Genomic DNA, 19,024 nt, shown 5'->3' on the forward strand with positions numbered 1-19,024 from the left:
ATGTGAGACTGGCGGCATGGATCAGCGCGTCAGCCTCATCACGCTCGTCGTCGACGACATCGCGGCATCCCGGGCCTTCTACATCGACGGGCTCGGGTGGACGGCGGAGCTCGAGGCGCCGGGCGAGGTGCTCATGATCCGCGTCGGCGAGCGGCTCCTGCTGTCGCTGTGGGATCGCGCGCACGCACAGCGCGAGATCGGCATGGTCGCCTCGGGCGGCACGCCGCCGATCACGCTCGCGCACAACCTGCGCACGGAGCGCGAGGTCGACGACGGGCTCGCGCTCGCGCGGACGGCGGGCGCCGTGACGGTCTCCGACGCCGTGCACCGGGAATGGGGCGGCTACTCGGGGTACTTCGCCGACCCCGACGGATTCCGTTGGGAGATCGCGGTCAACCCGTCGCCGCTCGGGGAGTCGCTCCTGCCGTGAACGGCACGAGGGCCGGGGATCGCTCCCCGGCCCTCGTCCTCTCGTCCCGACAGGTCAGCTCACGTCGTCGTCGACCCAGTCCATCGACTTCGTGACGGCCTTCCGCCACTGGCGCAGCAGGCGGTCGCGCTCTGCGTCGTCCATGGAGGGCTCCCAGCGACGGTCCTCCTGCCAGTTCGCGGACAGATCGTCGAGCCCGTTCCAGAACCCGACCGCGAGACCGGCCGCGTAGGCCGCTCCGAGCGCCGTCGTCTCCGCGACGACCGGGCGCACGACCGGCACGCCCAGGACGTCGGCCTGGAACTGCATGAGCGTGTCGTTGGCGACCATGCCGCCGTCGACCTTGAGCTCGGCGAGATCCACCCCCGCGTCGGCGTTCACCGCGTCGAGCACGTCGCGGGTCTGGAAGGCGACGGCCTCCAGCGCGGCGCGTGCGATGTGACCCTTGTTCGCGTACCGCGTGAGACCGACGATCGCGCCGCGCGCGTCGGGCCTCCAGTACGGGGCGAACAGGCCGGAGAACGCCGGGACGACGTACACGCCGCCGTTGTCCTCCACGCCGGCGGCGAGCGTCTCCACCTCCGGCGCGGAGGAGATGATGCCGAGCTGGTCGCGCAGCCACTGGATGAGCGACCCGGTGACGGCGATCGACCCCTCGAGCGCGTAGTGCGTCGGCTGGTCGCCGAGCTTGTAGCCCACCGTCGTGAGCAGCCCGTTCTGCGAGCGGACGATCTCCTCGCCCGTCTGGAAGATGAGGAAGTTGCCGGTGCCGTACGTGTTCTTGCTCTCGCCCGCGGTGAACGCCGCCTGTCCGAACGTCGCCGCCTGCTGGTCGCCGAGGATGCCAGCGATGGGCGTCTCGCGCAGAAGGGAGGAGTCCTCCGCGGCGCCGTAGACCTCGGAGGACGACCGGATCTCGGGCAGCATCGAGCGCGGGACTCCGAACGCCTCCAGGATGTCGTCGCGCCACTCGAGCGTCTCGAGGTCCATGAACAGCGTGCGCGACGCGTTCGTGACGTCCGTGACGTGCACGCCGCCGTCGACGCCGCCCGTGAGGTTCCAGAGCACCCACGAGTCCGTCGTCCCGAAGGCGAGCTGCCCCGCCTCGGCCTTCTCCCGCGCGCCGTCGACGTTCTCGAGGATCCACGCGATCTTCGTGCCCGAGAAGTAGGTCGCGAGCGGCAGGCCCACGATCGGCTTGAAGCGCTCGACCCCGCCGTCGGCCGCCAGCCGGTCGACGATCGCCTGCGTGCGCGTGTCCTGCCACACGATGGCGTTGTAGACGGGCTCGCCCGTCGTGCGATCCCACACGACGGCCGTCTCGCGCTGGTTCGTGATGCCGATGGCCGCGATGTCGTGCCGCGTGAGGTCGGCACGGCTCAACGCGAGGCCGATGACCTCCTGCACGTTGCGCCAGATCTCGCGCGCGTCGTGCTCGACCCAGCCCGGGTGCGGCAGGATCTGCTCGTGCTCCTTCTGGCCGGTGGCGACGATGCTGCCGGCGCGGTCGAAGATGATCGCACGGCTCGAGGTCGTGCCCTGGTCGATGGCGATGATGTAGTCGGCCATGATGTTCTGTTCTCCTTCGAAACGGGGGTCGGATCAGGCGGCGAGCCCGAGGAGGGCGGGAGCGGCGAGCGCGGCCAGCGCGCCGCCGAGGAGGGGGCCGACGACGGGCACCCAGGCGTAGGACCAGTCGCTCGACCCCTTGCCCTTGATGGGCAGCAGGGCGTGCGCGATGCGGGGACCGAGGTCGCGTGCCGGGTTGATGGCGTAGCCGGTCGGGCCGCCGAGCGAGGCGCCGATGCCGACCACGACGAGGGCGACCGGAAGCGCCGAGAGCGGACCGAGCCCGCCGGGGACGCCGACCTCGATGTCGCCGTAGTCGGCGAACGCGAAGACGGCGAACACGAGCACGAACGTCGCGATGATCTCCGTGACGAGGTTGTGCCCGTACGAGCGGATGGCCGGGCCCGTCGAGAAGACTCCGAGCTTGTTCGCCGGCTCCTCCTCCGCGTCGAAGTGCTGACGGTAGGCCGCCCAGCACAGCACGGCGCCGACGATCGCGCCGAGGAGCTCGGCCGCGATGGCGACGAGGAACATCGGGAACGAGATGGTCCCCGCGATGAGGAGGCCGATGCCCACGGCCGGGTTGAGGATGGCGCCCGAGTACGCGGAGGCGAGCACGCCCACGAACACGGCGAGGCCCCATCCCCAGTTGACCATCAGGGTTCCGCCGCCGAGGCCCTTCGTCTTCGCGAGGACGACGTTGGCGACGACGCCGCAGCCCAGCAGGATCAGCAGCGCGGTCCCGACGAACTCGGACAGGAAGTACAGCCCGAGATTCACTTCATTCATGTCTTCTTCGACCTTTCAGGGGCGCGGCGGCCCCCCTGCCGCCGCGCTGCGGGTGGGAGAGGATCTCCCGTGCGGGCCCTGTCGGAGGAGGCCCGGGCGATCGCCCCGCCTCAGTGGCGGGTGCGATCGGGGATCGTGAGCCCGTGGGCGTCGTTGAGGAGCGTGCGCGCCTCCTGCACCTCGGCATCGCGACGCTCGCGGTCCCACTCGAGGAGAGGAGCGAGCGCATCGGCGACCTCGTCGAGCACGTCGGCGTCGACGTCGCCCGTGAAGGCGATGCTGGTGCGCCGCAGGAGCACGTCCGCGAGGTGGACGACGTGCTCGTTGCGGACCATCCAGGCGAGCTCGCGCGTGGACAGCGCGCCGCCGGCGAGAGGTTCGTCGTGACCCTGCTCGACGTCCTCCCAGACCGCGGCCGCGCGCGTGCCGTACCGCGTGAGGAGCGCCTCTCCGCGCGCGCCGGCCCCCGGCAGGTGGGCGCCGATCCAGGCACGGCGATCGGGATCGGTGCGCGGGAAGTCCTTGCCTCCGCCGATGGGCAGGCCGGAGGTGGAGACGGAGCGCGTGCGGCCGACGAGACCGAGGACGATGTCGGAGAGCGACTCGCCGAGCGCGCGGAAGGTCGTCCACTTGCCGCCGACGAGGCTGACGAGCGGGACGCGGGCCGAACGGTCGACCTCGACGCGGTAGTCGCGGGAGACGAAGCCGGGCGCGGTGTCCTCGTGCCGGGGGAGCGGGCGGATGCCGGCGAAGCGGTAGACGATCTGCGACCGGTCCACGGCGATCGAGGGGAACACGTGATGGACGAGGTCGAAGAAGTAGTCGACCTCCTCCTCGGTGCAGCGTGCGGGCTCGCGCGGGTCGGCGTCGATGTCGGTCGTCCCGACGAGCACGCGTCCCTTCAGGGGGTAGATGAGCACGATGCGCCCGTCGGAGTGCTCGAAGAAGATCTCCCTGCCCTGGGTCGCCGCGAGGAGCTCGGGGTGGTCGAGCACGATGTGTGAGCCCTTGGTGCCGCCCATGAAGCGGGTGGAGGTGCCGAGCGCCTCGTTCGTGAGGTCCGTCCACGGGCCAGAGGCGTTCACGACGACGTCGGCGGCGATCTCGAAGCGCGTGCCGGTCTCCAGATCGAGCACCTCCACGCCGTCGGCCGTGCGTGCGACGGCCTCCACGTAGTTGAGGGCGTGCGCCCCCTCGTGCGCGGCGAGGCCGTCCTGGAGCACGTCGAGGGCGAGACGCTCGGGATCGTGCATCGAGGCGTCGTAGTAGGTCGCGGTGTACTTCACCGCGGGGTCGAGCGCGGGGAGCTCGGACAGCGACTTCTTCCGTCCGAGGAAGCGGTGGCGCGGGACCGAGCCGCCGTCGCGCGAGAACGTGTCGTAGAGGACGAGCCCGATCTTGATGAGCGCGGCGCCCCGCTCCTGCGGCTTGCCCGAACGGTGCGTGAGGAATCGGAGCGGGGCCGAGAGGATGCCGGAGAACGTCGAGTAGATCGGGATGGTCGTGCGCAGCGGCTTGACGAAGTGCGGTGCGATCCGGAGCAGCCCGTTGCGCTCCTGGACGGACTCCCTGACGAGGCGGAACTCGCCGTTCTCGAGATATCGGATGCCGCCGTGGATCATGTGGCTGGAGGCGGCCGATGCGCCGGAGGCGAAGTCCGACCGCTCCACGAGCACGACGTCGACGCCCTGCAGGGCGAGGTCGCGGAACGTCGAGATCCCGTTGATGCCTCCGCCGATGACGACGACCGTCGTGCGTCCTGCGGCTCGGACCGAGGCGACCGCCGGCCGCTCCTGTGCGTTGTGCGTGTCGATCATCGTCGACCTCCCTCTCGCTCGTTCGGGTATAGCCTCAGTCGGCGGACACATGCGCGCAACTCGACTGCACATATGTGCACGGCGCGCCGTCGGAGGAGGGTCGGATGGTCGAGGACGGTGCGCGGATGCGCGACGGCAAGATGCTGCAGGCGCTCAAGGCGGCGCAGCTCTACTACCTGCAGGACCGCACCATGGAGTCGATCGCGCAGGAGCTCGGCACCTCGCGCTCCTCCGTGTCGCGGCTGCTCAGCCATGCGCGCGAGACGGGGCTCGTGGAGATCCGCATCACCTCGCCCCTCGAACGCGGGGGAGAGCTCGAGCGCAGGATCGCGGACCGCTTCCATGTCGCCGCGCACGTCGTCCCGCTGCCGGAGAGCGTGAGCGACGTCGACAGGCTCGAACGCGTCGCGCTCACGGCGGCGCGGCTGCTCGCGCAGTTCGTCGACTCGCACATGGTCGTGGGCGTGGCGTGGGGCTCGACGCTCAGCGCCGTGAGCCGCAACCTGCCGCAGAAGGAGACCCACAACACGACCGTCGTCCAGCTCAACGGCGCGGGCAACACGCAGACGACGGGCGTCGAGTACTCCAGCGAGATCCTGCAGCGGTTCGGCGCGGCATTCGGCGCGCGCGTGCAGCAGTTCCCGGTCCCGGCGTTCTTCGACGACCCGGCGACGCGCGAGGCGATGTGGCGGGAGCGGAGCACCCGGCGCGTGCTCGAGCTGCAGGCGCGAATGGATCTCGCGCTGTTCAGCCTGGGGTCGCCGTCCGCGGAGGTGCCGAGCCGCGTCTACGTCGGCGGCTACCTCGACAAGGCCGACTACCGCAGCCTGGGGGAGGACCGCGTCATCGGCGATCTGGCGACGGTCTTCTTCCGCGCGGACGGCTCGTGGCGGGACATCCGCCTCAACGCCCGCGCGACGGGCCCGACGCTCGATCGGATCCGACGGGTGCCGCGGCGCGTCTGCGTCGTCGCGGGTGCGCACAAGCTCGCGAGCCTGCGCGCCGCCGTCGCCGCGGGGCTCGTCACCGACGTCGTGCTCGACGAGACCCTGGCGCGCCTGCTGGTCGAGTCGGCCTGATCGGGGCTACTCGCCTTCCGCGCGCCCCAGCCGCCAGTACCCCATGAACGCCACGGCGCGGCGGTCGACGCCGTGCTCGGCGACGAGGTGGCGCCGCAGCGTCTTGATGGCGGAGGACTCCCCGGCGAGCCACGCGTAGAGCGGAGCGCTGCGCAGCGCTGCCCCGCCCTTCTTGGCTCGCGGCACCTCCCAGAGGATGTCGTGGTCGACGTCGATCTCCTCCACCTCCGCCCCGCGACCCGGTGCGCAGAGGACGGGGGCGACGGCCGTGACGGTGCGGACGAGATGCGCGTGACGCTCCGCGCCCTCGCGACCTGAGACGTGGACGTCGAAGCCCGGGTGGGAAGGGAGGTAGGCGGCATCCCTGGCGTCGGGCACCTCGAGCACGACGACGCCCCTGGCGTCGCGGGGCAGCTGCTCGAGGATCGCCGCGATCGCCGGCGCCGCCGTCTCGTCGCCCGCGAGGAGGATCTGCTCGACCTCGGCGGGAGGCACGAAGTCGACCCCGTAGCTGACGCCCGTGCGATCGACGGTGGGGGCGAGGAGGAGCACCTCGTCGCCCACCTGAGCCCTGTCGATCCACGCCGACGCGGGACCGGACACATCGTGCGCGACCATGTCGACGTCGACCTCCCGCTCGGCGTTGCGGACTGCACGCGTCGTGTAGGTGCGGAACGGCAGGCGCGACTCGGGCGGCAGCGCGCGCCACGCCGTGTACCAGTCGTCCCCCGTCGGCATGTCGTCGAACGTCAGGCCGGGAGCGGGGAAGACGACCTTGATGCGCTGGTCGAACCCCGGGTCCCCGTAGCGGTCGAGGCCGTCGCCCGTGAAGGTGAACCGCCGGAAGCTGGGCGTCAGGTCGGCGATGCGCGCGACGCGCGCGCGGAAGAACTCCATGTCGGCCATGTCAGGCTCCTGTCGTGGAACGGGCGGAGGGCGCGTCGATCACATGGTGCCGCCCGCGCGGGAGCACGAGCGGCGTGCCCGACACCGGATCGGGGATGACGAGCGCATCGAGGTCGAAGACCTCGCCGATGAGCTCGCTCGTGACGATGTCGGCGGGGGCGCCGTGCGCGACGAGACGTCCTGCGCGGAGGGCGAAGAGGTGGTCGGCGTACCGCGCCGCGAGATTGATGTCGTGCAGGACCATGACGATCGTCGTGCCCTCGCGGCGGTTGAGGTCGGTGAGGAGGTCGAGCACCTCGACCTGGTGGGTGACGTCGAGGAACGTCGTCGGCTCGTCGAGGAGGAGGATCCCGGTCTCCTGGGCGAGGGCCATCGCGATCCAGACGCGCTGGCGCTGACCTCCCGACAGCTCGTCGACCGACCGGTCGGCGAGCTCGGCGACGCCCGTCGCCTCGAGCGCGGCTGCGACGGCGCGCTCGTCGTCGCGGGTCCAGGAGCGGAAGAGCCTCTGATGCGGATGGCGGCCGCGCCCGACGAGGTCGGCGACCGCGATGCCCTCCGGCGCGACCGGCTGCTGGGGGAGGAGGCCCAGGGTGCGCGCGAGCTCCTTCGTGGGGAGCTCGTCGATGCGCCGCCCATCGAGCACGACGCCGCCCTCCTTCGCGGGGATGAGTCGGGAGATCGTCTTCAGCAGCGTCGACTTGCCGCAGGCGTTCGCGCCGACGATGACGCTGATGCGCCCGGCCGGCACGACGAGGTCGACGCCGTCGACGATCGTCCTGGCGCCGTAGCCGGCCACGAGGCCGCGTGTTTCGAGGGTGTGCTGCACGGTCACGAGGAACCTCCGAGTCGGCTCGTGCGGATGAGCAGGTAGAGCAGGTAGGGGGCGCCGAGGATGCCCGTCACGACCCCCACGGGGAACTTCGTGTCGAACGCGAACTGCCCGATGAGGTCGGCGCCGAGCACGAGGCAGGCGCCGAACAGCCCGGCCGGGAGGACGAGCGATCCGCCGGGGCCGACGATGCGCGCCGCGATGGGGCCGGCGAGGAACGCGACGAACGCGATCGGCCCCGTCGTCGCGGTCGCGAAGCACGCGAGCGCGACGGCCGCGAGGATGAGGAGGATCCGCGACCGGTCGACGCGCACGCCGAGGGCGGTGGCCGACGCGTCGCCGAGCTCGAGCGCCCTCAGATCGCGGGAGAGGACGAGGACGAGGGGGACGAGCACCGCGACGGCGATCGCGAGGGGCGGCAGGTCGGACATCGCGGCGCCGTTGAGGCTGCCCGTGAGCCACCGCATCGCGACGGGGACGTCCCACTCGGCGGCGCGCGAGATGACGAAGGACACGACGGCGTCGAGCATCGCGCCCACGCCGATGCCGATGAGGATGAGGCGCCCGCCTGTCGACTCCCCGCCGCGGGCGGCGGCGTAGATCACGGCGGCGGTGCCGATGCCGGCGACGAGCGCGAGGACGATCGTCGCGCCCGACGACCAGTGCAGGACGATGAGCGCGACGACGGCGGCCGCGCTGGCACCCGAGGTGATGCCGATGACGTCGGGGCTCGCGAGGGGGTTGCGGAGCATCGTCTGGAAGGTGGTGCCCGCCACGCCGAAGGCGATCCCGGCGAGGGCGCCGGTGAGGGCGCGCGGGATGCGCAGCCCGCCGACCGTGAAGGAGGCGCCGGGGATGTCGGCGCCGAGCACGACCGCGACGACGTCGGACACCGGGTAGATGGTCCGTCCCAGCAGGAGCATGGCGGCCATCAGGGCGACCAGGAGGACGGCGAGCGCGGCCGTCGCGACGGCGCGTCGGAGACCGCGGCGGCGCCGGCCCGCTCGGATGGCGTCGAGGGGCGCCGCGGGGACGGGCGCGGGGGTGAGGACGGCGGACATCAGAGGGCTCTCATGCGCGTGCGGCGGGCGATGACGACGAGGACGGGGGCGCCGAGGAACGCCGTGACGATCCCGGCCTCGACCTCGCCCGGCGAGCCGATGACGCGCCCCAGGGTGTCGGCCGCCGTGAGCAGCACGGCGCCGCCGACGGCGGAGAAGGGGAGGATCCAGCGCTGGTCGGGCCCCGTGAGGAGGCGGACGACATGCGGCACCATGAGGCCGACGAAGGCGATCGGCCCGGCGACCGCCGTGACGGCGGCGCAGAGGACCACACCGGCCGCGGCGGCCAGGGCGCGCGTGGGGCCCACGCGGATTCCGAGGCCGACGGCCACGTCGTCGCCCAGGGCGAGCGCGTTGAGCGCCGGCGCCGCGAGGAAGGCCGCGAGAGCCGCGATGGCGAGCAGCGGCACGATGATCGCCATCGTCTCCCACGTCGCCCCGCCGACGCCCCCGACCTGCCAGAAGCGGAACTCGTTCATGGCGGCGACTCGGGGCAGGAGGACGGCGCTCACGAGCGACGAGAGCGCCGCGGTCGTGGCGGCCCCGGCGAGGGCGAGCTTGATGGGCGTCGCGCCGCCCGCGCCGACCGACCCGACGACGTAGACGAAAACGGCCGTGAGGGCCGCCCCGGCGAGTGCGAGCCCGAGGAACTGGAAGACGGAGGTGATGCCGAGGAAGGCGATGCCGCAGACGACGAAGAGGGCCGCTCCCGTGTTCACGCCGAGGATGCCGGGGTCGGCGATGGGGTTGCGCGTGATCGCCTGCATGAGCGCGCCGGAGAGGGCGAGCGCGGCTCCCGCGACGAGCGCGAGCACGGTGCGCGGGATGCGCTGCTGGACCGCGATGGCGCCGATGTCCTCCGGCACGATCCCCCGGAACCACGATCCGAGGCCGTCGAGGATCTCGCCGAGGCTGACGGCGCGTGAGCCGAATGCGAGCGAGGCCAGCAGCACGAGGAGCACGGCCGCGGTGCTCGCGACCACGAGCACGACGCGGCGCCGCGCGTCCGCCGGGGCGGACGCGCGGCGCTGGCCGGTGTCGGCGAGTGTCACTCTGCCTGGGCGACGGCGTCGTCCAGGAGGGCGACGTAGTCCTCGAGCATCCACGGGATGGAGAGAGCGGTGGGCGTCACGGCGCCGCTGAACGCGTCGCCGGAGCCGACCGTCACGACGGCGCCGTTCTGGACGGCGGGGAGCGTGCTCCACAGTTCGTCGGCCTGGAGGGCGGGAAGCAGCTCGTCGCCGCCGTACGTGACGATCACGTCGACGTCGGCGAGCTCGTCGGCGTTCTCCGCGCTGATGTCGGCGTAGAAGTTCGTCGTGCCCTGCGCCACCTCGGGAAGGTCGAAGCCGAGGTCGCCGAGGAACGCCGTGCGCGAGTCGCCCTCGCCGTAGACGGAGATCGTCGAGAGGTCGGCCGCGCTCATGTAGAAGAATGCAGCGGTCTTGCCCTCGAACGACGCGTCGGCCGTCGCGTCGGCGATCTGCTGGTCGAGCGATGCGACGAGCTCCTCGCCCTCCTCCGCGAGGCCGAGGCCCTCGGAGTCGATGCGGATGACGTCGCGCCACGGCGTCAGCCACGCCGCGTCGGGGTACGCGATCGTGGGTGCGATCTCCGAGAGGGTCGCGTACGAGCTGTCGTCGAGCCCCGAGTAGCCGGCGAGCACGAGGTCGGGAGCCGTGTCGGCGATGGCCTCGAAGTCGGTGCCGTCGGACGTGGAGAAGATGACGGGCTCCTCGGCGCCGAGCTCCTCGTACGCCTCGAGCGACCAGTCGTAGAGTCCGAGGCCGTCGCTGCCGTCCATCGACCAGGTCTGGTCGTCGACGCCGACGGGGGCGATGCCGAGCGCGAGCGCGACGTCGTGGTTTCCCCAGCCGATCGTCGCGACGCGCTCGGGAGCGCTCTCGACGGTCGTCTCGCCGAGCGCGTGCTCGACCGTGACGGGGAAGGTGCCGGATGCGGCCGAGTCGGCGGGGGCCGCGCTCTCGGAGGTCTCGTCGGCTGGGGTGGCGCAGGCCGTGAGGGCGGCGGCTGCGGCGATGGTCGCGGCGAACGCGAGCGCACGCGTGGTGTGCACGGGAGGGCCTTTCTTCCTGAGGCGCGGAGCCTCACGGGCGGGGTATTGAGCTTAGGCTACCCTAAAGCTGCATCCCGACCCGACCACGTGCTCAGGCGGAGGCGCGACCCAGGGCGAACTCGTCGACGAGGTGCGCCACGACGGCGCGCAGGTCGCCGTCTGCGGCGTCGGCGACCGCGAGCTGGCGCGCATACCCCGCTCCTCCGCGCAGGATGGCTCCCACGCCCGCGAGCTCGCCGGCGCAGCCGAGGTCGGCCGCGACGGGGGAGAGGCGCTCCAGCTCCTCGGCGAGATGCTCGGCCACGGGGCGCTGGCGCCCGTCGGCGTCGACGATGATCCGGGCGTCGAGCCCGTACCGTGCCGCGCGCCACTTGTTCTCCCGTGCGTACCAGGGCGGGAGCGTCGGAAGCGGACGGCCGGCGTCGAGGGCGCGCGAGAAGGACTCCACGAGCGTCTGCGCGAGCGCGGCGATCGCCGCGAGCTCCGCTGCCGTCGACATGCCGTCGCACACGCGGATCTCGATCGTGCCCCAGCGGGGCGCCGGTCGGATGTCCCAGCGCACCTCGGTCTCGTCGGCGAGCACGTCGGCGCGCGCCATCTCGTCCACGTAGCGTTCGAACTCGGACCAGGTGCCGAGCGGCCAGGGGAGGCCGGCCGTGGGCAGCTGCTGGAACACGAGCGCGCGGTTCGACGCGTAGCCGGTGCGCTCGCCTGCCCAGAACGGGCTCGACGCCGACAGCGCCTGGAAGTGCGGCAGATAGGCCGTGAGCGCGCCGAGGATGGGCATCACCTTCGCGACGTCCTCGACGCCGACGTGCACATGCACGCCCCAGATCATCATGTTGCGCCCCCACCACTGGGTGCGCTCGATGAGGGTGTGGTAGCGGGTCTTGTCGGTCACCCGCTGGTCGAACCACTGCGCGAACGGATGGCTGCCCGCGGACAGCAGGTCGACGCCGAGCGGATCGGCGTGCCCACGGACGAGGTCGACCGCGTCCGCGATGTCGCGCATCGCCTCGGCCACGCTCCCGCCGACCCCGCTCGTCACCTCCACGGTGTTCGTCAGCAGCTCGCCCGTCACGGTGAACCGCTCCCCGGCCGTCTCGTCGGCGAGCGCCGCGACGATCTCGGGGCCGGCGCCGACGAGCTGGCCGCTCGCACGGTCCGCCAGCATGAGCTCCCACTCCACGCCCACGGAGGAGCGGGCGGAGGGGGCGAACGCGAGGGTCATGGGCACAGCCTGGCACAGGCGACTCGCGGGTCGACGCGGTTCGCGCCGCGCGGCGTCATCTGGCAGAATGGAGGGTCGGATCACCTGCTCGACCCTCTATCCAGCGGTCGATCCACCCTCAGAGCTTCCGCCGGAGTGCACCCCACGCGCCGGGCGACTGGTTCACTCGCCTTCACCACATCAGGAGAATCGTGGCTGTCAAGATCCGTCTCAAGCGCCTCGGAAAGATCCGTGCGCCCTACTACCGCATCGTCGTCGCCGACTCGCGCACCAAGCGCGACGGTCGCGTGATCGAGGAGATCGGCAAGTACCACCCCACCGAGGAGCCCTCGTTCATCGAGGTCGACTCGGAGCGCGCCCAGCACTGGCTGTCGGTCGGCGCCCAGCCCACCGAGCAGGTGCTCGCCATCCTCAAGATCACGGGCGACTGGGGCCGCTTCAAGGGCGACAAGGACGCTCAGAGCACCCTGAAGACCGCTGACGACAAGGCGGGCTACGAGGCCGACACCACCAAGAAGTCGGTCGTCCGCCCCAAGGCCGAGAAGAAGGCGGAGGAGCCCGCCGAGGCTCCCGCCGCCGACGAGGCCGCCGCCGACGCCGAGTCCGCGGAGTAATCGCCGTGTTGTCCGCCGCGCTCGAGCACGTCGTCAAGGGGATCGTCGATCACCCGGACGACGTGCGGATCGTCGCCTCCTCGTCGTCGCGGGGGGATGTGCTGGAAGTGCACGTCCACTCCGACGACCGCGGACGCGTGATCGGGCGCGGCGGCCGCACCGCGAAGGCGCTGCGCACGGTCGTGACCGCACTCGCCGACGGCCGCCGCGTGCGCGTCGACGTGGCGGACGACTGATGCCCGCCGACGTCGGCGCCGCCGGGAGCCAGCTCCGGGTCGGGCGCCTCCTCAAGGCGCACGGGCTCAAGGGCGCCCTCAAGCTCGAGCTGTACACCGACGACCCCGACCGCCGCTTCGCGCCAGGTGCCTCGTTCACCCTCCAGGTTCCGGAGGAGTCGCCCTGGCACGGGAAGACACTGACGGTGCGCGAGTTCCGCTGGATGAACGCGGCACCCGTCGCCTTCTTCGAGGGAGTCGACGACCGCACGCAGGCCGAGAGCCTCGTGCGCGCCATCCTCTGGATCGACGAGGACGAGGCGGCGGACGACGAGCCCGACGCGTGGTACGACCATCGCCTCGTCGGCCTCGACGTCGTCCGCGACGGCGTCTCCGTGGGCCGTGTGGCCCGCGTCGAGCACCTTCCCGCGCAGGACCTCCTCATCGTCGCGGCCGGCGACCGCGAGATCATGGTGCCGTTCGTGTCCGCCATCGTGCCCGAGGTCGATGTCGCGGGAGGACGTGTCGTCGTCACCCCGCCGCAGGGCCTGTTCGAGGACCTCGACGACGCGGCAGACGAGCCCGCCGGGGTGCCCGCAGAGGGCTGACCGCTCTCACTTCCGCCCGCCGCCGCGCGTGAGGTGATCGTCACGGTCGCGAAACCCGGTGGGAAAGGGCGCGGAACGTCGCCCCGCGATCATCGGATCATGCCGACTCGATCCGTGTGCTCCTACTGCGGCGTCGGCTGCGGGATCGTCGTCGAGACGGCCGTCGGCGAGGCCGGTGCGCGCGTCGACCGGGTCTCCGGCGACCGCGGCCATCCGACGAACCACGGCCGGCTCTGCACGAAGGGCGCCACGCACGCCGAGCTCATGGCGGCTCCCGGGCGGATGACGACGGCGCACGTGCGCGCGTCCCGCGAGGCCGAGCGGGTTGCCGTGCCGCGCGACGTCGCCGTCGCGGACGCCGGCCGGCGGCTGCGCGCGATCGTCGACGAGCACGGCCCCGACGCCGTCGCGCTGTACGTGTCGGGGCAGATGACGATGGAGGCGCAGTACCTCGCGAACAAGCTCGTGAAGGGATGGATCCGCGGCATCCACATCGAGTCGAACTCGCGGCTGTGCATGGCGTCGGCGGGCACGGGCTACAAGCAGTCCCTGGGGGCCGACGGCCCACCCGGCTCGTACGAGGACATCGACGCCGCCGACCTCTTCCTCGTCATCGGCTCGAACACGGCCGACTGCCATCCGATCCTGTTCCTCCGGATGGCCGACAGGCTGAAGGCGGGTGCCCGCCTCATCGTCGTCGACCCGCGCCGCACGGCGACGGCCGACCGCGCGGACCTCTTCCTGCAGATCGCGCCGGGCACCGACCTCGCGCTCCTCAATGGCCTGCTCCACCTCCTCGTCGCGGACGGCGCGGTCGACGACGACTTCATCGCCGCGCACACGGAGGGCTGGGAGTCCATGGCGCCCCTGCTCGCCGACTACCCGCCCGCCGTCGTCGCGCGGATCACGGGGCTCGCCGAGGACGACATCCGCACGGCGGCGCGCTGGATCGCCGACGCCGGCGAGTGGATGACGCTGTGGACGATGGGACTCAACCAGTCCACGCACGGGACGTGGAACACGAACGCGATCTGCAACCTCCACCTCGCGACCGGCGCGATCTGCCGGACCGGGAGCGGCCCCTTCTCGCTGACCGGCCAGCCGAACGCCATGGGGGGTCGCGAGATGGGGTACATGGGCCCCGGGCTCCCCGGCCAGCGCGCCGTCTTCAGCGCCGAGGACAGGGCCCTCGTCGAGGACGTGTGGGGCATCGAGCGCGGTGCGATCCGCGCGGAGTCCGGCACGGGAACGATCGACATGTACCGGGACATGGCGGACGGGCGCATCAGGGCGGCGTGGATCATCTGCACCAACCCGGTCGCGTCCGTCGCGAACCGCGACACGGTCATCCGCGCGCTGCAGGCGGCCGAGCTCGTCATCGTCCAGGACGTCTACACGCAGACGGCCACGGCCGCCTATGCCGACATCCTGCTCCCGGCGACCCTGTGGGTGGAGTCGGAGGGCGTCACGGTGAACTCCGACCGCACTCTCACGCTCGTCCCCGGCATCGCGGACGCGCCGGGCGACGCGCGCCCCGACTGGCAGACCATCTGCGACGTCGCGCAGGCGATGGGCTACGACGAGGGCTTCTCGTTCGCGTCAGCCGAGGAGGTGTTCGACGAGATCCGCCGGTTCTGGAACCCGCAGACGGGATGGGATGTCCGCGGCGTCGACTACGCGCGCCTCCGCCGCGGCCCCGTGCAGTGGCCCGCCCCGCCGTCGGACGGCGACGACCGCCATCCGCTGCGCTACCTCAACGACGGGGTCAGCCAGCACCTGCACGTCGAGCCGGACGGCACCCGGCCCCGCCTCGCGTTCGCGACGCCGTCGCGGCGCGCGCAGTTCCTGCCCCGTCCGCACATCGACCCGTCGGAGATGCCGGACGACGAGTACCCGCTCGTGCTCAACACGGGGCGCCTGCAGCACCAGTGGCACACCATGACGAAGACGGGCCGCGTCGCGAAGCTCGGCAGGCTCACCCCCGGGCCGTTCCTCGAGATCCACCCGCGCGATGCGGAGGAGCGGGGGATCGCGGAGGGCGACGAGGTCGAGGTGGCCTCGCGGCGCGGTGTGTTCCGCTCGCCCGCCGTCGTCACCGACCGCGTGCGGCCGGGCGGGCTCTTCGCGCCGTTCCACTGGAACGACGAGCACGGCGCGCATCTCACGGTCAACGCCGTCACGAGCGATGCCGTGGACGAGGCCTCGCGCCAGCCGGAGTTCAAGATCGCCGCCGTGTCGGTGCGCCGCATCGGCCCGGCCGCGGCGACCCCGGCCGCCGAGCCCGCGGGGCTCCCGGCGTTCGCGGTGACGCCTCCCGAGCCGACGCCTTCCGAGCAGCTGTACCTCGCCGGGTTCCTGTCAGGACTCGCCGCGACGCCGCCGCCGAGCGGCATCGTGCCGATCCTGCCGTCCACGGCCGCCCTGCGCGACGAGGTGCGCGCGTGGTTCGACGGCCTCCTCGCCGGGACGTACTCGCGCGTCGCGGCCCTCGCCGCGCCGGCCGGCCCCGAGATCACGGTGCTGTGGGCCTCGCAGACCGGCAACGCCGAGGACTTCGCGCACGCGTGCGTCGCCGCCGCAGCGGAACGCGGGCTGCGCGCGCGCCTGGTCGGGATGGCGGAGGCCCGCGTCGCCGACCTCGCGCACGTCGAGACGCTGCTCGTCGTCACGTCGACGTTCGGGACGGGAGGACCGCCCGACAACGGCTCGGCGTTCTGGGATGAGCTGCGCTCCGACGCCGCGCCGGCGCTGGACGGCCTCCCGTACGCGGTGCTCGCGATGGGCGACTCCAGCTACGACGACTTCTGCGCGCACGGGCGCGGGATCGACCGTCGGCTGCGCGAGCTCGGCGCCGTCGCCCTCGTCGACCGCGTCGACTGCGAGCCGTTCGACGAGGTGCCCGCCGCGCAGTGGCTGCAGCGCGCGCTCGACACGATCACGGGAGGGGCGATCTCGGAGGCGCCGGCGGGACCGGTCGACGTCGCGACCGCGGCAGCCGCGCCCGTCCCGGCGCCCGCCGCGCCGTTCACACGCCGCAACCCGCTGCCCGTCGCGCTCGCCGTCAACGCGCTGCTGAGCGGCTCCGGCTCGCAGAAGGAGGTCCGCCGGATCGGCTTCGACCTGGGCGACGCCGGCGTCTCGTACGAGGCCGGCGACGCGCTCGGGGTCGTGTGCGTCAACGCCCCCGACGTCGTCGCCGACTGGCTCGACGCGGCGGGGCTCGACCCCGCCGCCGTCGTGCACGTCGACGGCCAGGACCAGCTCTTCGAGCACGTGCTGCGGACGCGGTTCGACATCACGCGCATCGGGCCCGACCTGCTGGCCTTCATCGCCGAGCGCAACCGCGACCAGGCGCTCGCGGCGCTGCTGCGTCGCGACGGCAGGGCGCGACTGGAGCAGCACCTGTGGGGCATGCACGCCGCCGACCTGCTGCGCGAGTTCCCCGTGACCGCCGACCCCGGGGAGTGGACAGGGGTGCTCGGCCGGCTCGCGCCGCGGCAGTACTCGATCTCCTCGAGCCCGAAGGAGGGCAGCGGACTCGTGGAGCTGACGGTGTCGGTCGTGCGATTCCGCACCGACGACGACCGTGCGCGGGGCGGCGTGTGCTCGACGTTCCTCGCCGACCGCGCGCACGAGCAGCCCGTGCCGGTGTACCTGCAGCGTTCCGCCCACTTCCGGCCCCCGGCCGACCCGACGGCCGGGATGATCATGATCGGGCCCGGGACGGGCGTCGCGCCGTTCCGCGGCTTCCTGCACGATCGCCGCGCTGACGGCCACACCGGCCGCAACTGGCTCTTCTTCGGGGAGCAGCACGAGGCGACGGACTTCTACTACCGCGACGAGCTGGTCGGCATGCACGACGACGGGTTCCTCACGCGCCTCGACACGGCGTTCTCGCGCGATCAGCGGCAGAAGGTGTACGTGCAGGACCGGATGCGCGAGCACGGCGCCGAGCTGTGGCGCTGGATCCAGGACGGCGCGAGCGTCTTCGTGTGCGGCGATGCCGAGCGGATGGCGAAGGACGTCGATGCGGCACTGCTCGAGATCGCGCGCGTGCACGGCGGCCTGTCGGACGATGCCGCGCAGGAGTTCAAGAAGCAGCTCACGGCCGACCGCCGCTACGCACGCGACGTCTACTGACGCTCGGGCGGCGCAGAGCGGCGGGGCCATCCGCCGCCGACCCGCGTGCGGTCATGCGCAGAGCCCCGGTCCGAGGACCGAGGCTCTGCGCATGACCGGGCTTGCCGCGCTCCGTCAGATGCGGTGGCGGGCGAGCGACGCGCGCGGCACGGCGTAGACGAGCGCCGTCACGGTGAGGAGGGCCGCGTACAGCGCGATGAAGCCCCAGAACGCCGCCGTGTAGCCGCCGGTGGCGGCCTGCGACGCGTTCAGGACCTGCGGGATGAGGAACCCGCCGTATGCGCCGATGGCCGAGATGAGCCCGAGCGCGGCGGCGGCCTTGCGCTGCGTGCCGATCGAGTGCGCCTCGCCCGCCGTCGCGGCGCCGCGGGCGGCGAAGATGCTGGGGATCATCCGGTAGGTCGCGCCGTTGCCGACGCCCGTCGCGAGGAACAGCAGCAGGAAGCACCCGAGGAACACCCAGAAGCTGCCGAGCGGGAGCGTGAGGATGAGTGCGAGCGTCGCGACGATCATGAGCGAGAACGCGGCGATGGTCATCCGCGCGCCGCCCAGCCGGTCGGCGAGCCTGCCGCCGTACGGACGCGCGACCGATCCGACGAGCGCGCCGAGGAACGCGAGCGTGAGCGAGGTCGCGCCGATCTGGAAGGTCGAGAACGCCGGGAACTGATCCGCGATGAGCTTCGGGAACACGCTCGCGAAGCCGATGAAGGAGCCGAACGTGCCGATGTAGAGCAGCGCCATGAGCCAGAGGTGCGGCTCCCGGAGCGCCGCCGCCGCTCCCGCGAAGTCCGCCTTCGCCGTCGACAGGTTGTCCATGTAGCGCCATGCGCCCCAGATGGCGACGAGGATGAGCGGCACCCACATCCACCCCGCGAGCTGGATGTTGAGCGTCCCGACGGCGCCCAGCGTCACGACGACGGGGACGAGCAGCTGCGCGATCGAGGTGCCGATGTTGCCGCCGGCGGCGTTCAGGCCGAGGGCCCAGCCCTTCTCGCGCTGCGGGAAGAAGTAGGTGATGTTGGCCATGGAGCTCGCGAAGTTCCCGCCGCCGAAGCCGCCGAGCGCCGCGACGAGGAGGAGCGCTGCGAAGGGCGTCTCGGGGTTCTGCACGACGAAGCCGAGGAGGACGGTGGGGACGAGGAGGAGCGCCGCCGAGACGATGGTCCAGTTGCGGCCGCCGAAGCGCGCCACGGCGAAGGTGTACGGGAAGCGCAGCGTGGCTCCCACGAGGCTCGGAAGCGAGATCAGCCAGAACTGCTCGCCGCTCGAGAGGGTGAAGCCCGCGGCCGGCAGCATGACGACGACGATGCTCCACAGCTGCCAGACGATGAAGCCGAGGAACTCGGCGAAGATCGACCATCCGAGGTTGCGGCGCGCGATGGCGCGACCCGTGGACTCCCAGAAGCGGGTGTCCTCCGCGTTCCAGCCGTCGACCCACCGGCCGGGCCGGTGGGTGAGGACGGTCGTGGCGGCGGCGGGGGCGGCGCTGCTCTCGGGGGTGGTGATGTCCTGGGTGGTGCTCTCGGGGGTGGTGCTCGTGGGCGTGGCCATGGCTGCTCCGATGAGAGTGGGGCGGGGTTCGCCTCCGAGGCTACGGAGCGGATGTTTCCCCTCCCTCTCCCGCGCGATGACGTCTCGATCACCGTCCGCTCACCC

16 protein-coding genes are annotated in these 19,024 nt (G+C 72.2%); 6 read left to right on the forward strand and 10 right to left on the reverse strand.

The annotated features are described in order from the left end of the window. Window positions 1–16 precede the first annotated feature (16 nt). Window positions 17–430: a VOC family protein gene (locus ABD998_RS01765; protein ID WP_345435315.1), complete on the forward strand. Its 414-nt coding sequence runs from the start codon at window positions 17–19 to the stop codon at window positions 428–430. Between the two features lie 54 nt (window positions 431–484). Here the strand turns inward: ABD998_RS01765 and glpK are convergent, their stop codons facing one another. The 3 genes from glpK to ABD998_RS01780 all read right to left on the reverse strand — a co-directional run bounded on the left by glpK (window position 485) and on the right by ABD998_RS01780 (window position 4,605). After that, on the reverse strand, window positions 485–1,999 hold the full coding sequence (glpK, locus tag ABD998_RS01770; protein WP_345435317.1) for a glycerol kinase GlpK: 1,515 nt from the start codon (window positions 1,997–1,999) through the stop codon (window positions 485–487). Between the two features lie 33 nt (window positions 2,000–2,032). After that, window positions 2,033–2,788 (reverse strand): MIP/aquaporin family protein, encoded by a 756-nt coding sequence (locus tag ABD998_RS01775; protein WP_345435319.1) that lies wholly within the window; start codon window positions 2,786–2,788, stop codon window positions 2,033–2,035. A gap of 110 nt (window positions 2,789–2,898) precedes the next feature. Continuing rightward, complete coding sequence (locus ABD998_RS01780) at window positions 2,899–4,605, reverse strand: glycerol-3-phosphate dehydrogenase/oxidase (protein WP_345435321.1); 1,707 nt, start codon at window positions 4,603–4,605, stop codon at window positions 2,899–2,901. Between the two features lie 104 nt (window positions 4,606–4,709). On the opposite strand from ABD998_RS01780, the gene ABD998_RS01785 reads away from it, so the two are divergent. Continuing rightward, on the forward strand, window positions 4,710–5,684 hold the full coding sequence (locus ABD998_RS01785; protein WP_345435323.1) for a sugar-binding transcriptional regulator: 975 nt from the start codon (window positions 4,710–4,712) through the stop codon (window positions 5,682–5,684). A gap of 6 nt (window positions 5,685–5,690) precedes the next feature. On the opposite strand, the gene ABD998_RS01790 is transcribed toward ABD998_RS01785, so the two are convergent. The 6 genes from ABD998_RS01790 to ABD998_RS01815 form a co-directional block, all read right to left on the reverse strand. Continuing rightward, window positions 5,691–6,590, reverse strand: coding sequence for a siderophore-interacting protein (locus ABD998_RS01790; RefSeq protein ID WP_345435325.1), 900 nt, complete (start codon window positions 6,588–6,590; stop codon window positions 5,691–5,693). Between the two features lies 1 nt (window position 6,591). Then, on the reverse strand, window positions 6,592–7,425 hold the full coding sequence (locus ABD998_RS01795) for an ABC transporter ATP-binding protein (protein WP_345435327.1): 834 nt from the start codon (window positions 7,423–7,425) through the stop codon (window positions 6,592–6,594). After that, window positions 7,422–8,483 carry a FecCD family ABC transporter permease gene (locus ABD998_RS01800; RefSeq protein ID WP_345435328.1) on the reverse strand — a complete coding sequence of 354 codons (1,062 nt, stop codon included), beginning with the start codon at window positions 8,481–8,483 and terminating at the stop codon, window positions 7,422–7,424. Before ABD998_RS01800 ends, ABD998_RS01795 begins: the two co-directional genes overlap by 4 nt. Continuing rightward, a complete protein-coding gene (locus ABD998_RS01805) occupies window positions 8,483–9,535 on the reverse strand; it encodes a FecCD family ABC transporter permease (protein ID WP_345435330.1) in 1,053 nt (350 codons plus the stop codon). Before ABD998_RS01805 ends, ABD998_RS01800 begins: the two co-directional genes overlap by 1 nt. Beyond that, window positions 9,532–10,560, reverse strand: a complete 1,029-nt coding sequence (locus tag ABD998_RS01810; RefSeq protein ID WP_345435332.1) for an iron-siderophore ABC transporter substrate-binding protein — start codon at window positions 10,558–10,560, stop codon at window positions 9,532–9,534. The genes ABD998_RS01805 and ABD998_RS01810 overlap by 4 nt, the downstream gene beginning before the upstream one ends. Window positions 10,561–10,651: 91 nt before the next feature. Beyond that, window positions 10,652–11,791, reverse strand: a complete 1,140-nt coding sequence (locus tag ABD998_RS01815; protein ID WP_345435334.1) for a glutamate--cysteine ligase — start codon at window positions 11,789–11,791, stop codon at window positions 10,652–10,654. 191 nt (window positions 11,792–11,982) lie between these two features. On the opposite strand from ABD998_RS01815, the gene rpsP reads away from it, so the two are divergent. The 4 genes from rpsP (at window position 11,983) to ABD998_RS01835 (ending at window position 17,368) form a co-directional block, all read left to right on the forward strand. Continuing rightward, a complete protein-coding gene (rpsP, locus tag ABD998_RS01820) occupies window positions 11,983–12,405 on the forward strand; it encodes a 30S ribosomal protein S16 (protein WP_345435336.1) in 423 nt (140 codons plus the stop codon). Window positions 12,406–12,410: 5 nt separating this feature from the next. Then, the gene (locus tag ABD998_RS01825) at window positions 12,411–12,641 is read left to right on the forward strand and encodes an RNA-binding protein (RefSeq protein ID WP_345435338.1); all 231 of its coding nucleotides are present in this window, start codon (window positions 12,411–12,413) and stop codon (window positions 12,639–12,641) included. After that, the gene (gene rimM, locus ABD998_RS01830; RefSeq protein ID WP_345435340.1) at window positions 12,641–13,228 is read left to right on the forward strand and encodes a ribosome maturation factor RimM; all 588 of its coding nucleotides are present in this window, start codon (window positions 12,641–12,643) and stop codon (window positions 13,226–13,228) included. The genes ABD998_RS01825 and rimM overlap by 1 nt, the downstream gene beginning before the upstream one ends. Window positions 13,229–13,327: 99 nt before the next feature. After that, window positions 13,328–17,368 carry a bifunctional nitrate reductase/sulfite reductase flavoprotein subunit alpha gene (locus ABD998_RS01835; protein WP_345435342.1) on the forward strand — a complete coding sequence of 1,347 codons (4,041 nt, stop codon included), beginning with the start codon at window positions 13,328–13,330 and terminating at the stop codon, window positions 17,366–17,368. 114 nt (window positions 17,369–17,482) lie between these two features. On the opposite strand, the gene ABD998_RS01840 is transcribed toward ABD998_RS01835, so the two are convergent. Further along, window positions 17,483–18,919, reverse strand: coding sequence for a nitrate/nitrite transporter (locus ABD998_RS01840; protein ID WP_345435344.1), 1,437 nt, complete (start codon window positions 18,917–18,919; stop codon window positions 17,483–17,485). Between the last annotated feature and the right edge of the window lie 105 nt (window positions 18,920–19,024).

It is taken from the genome of Microbacterium gilvum (genome assembly GCF_039543865.1).
Lineage (GTDB): Bacteria > Actinomycetota > Actinomycetes > Actinomycetales > Microbacteriaceae > Microbacterium > Microbacterium gilvum.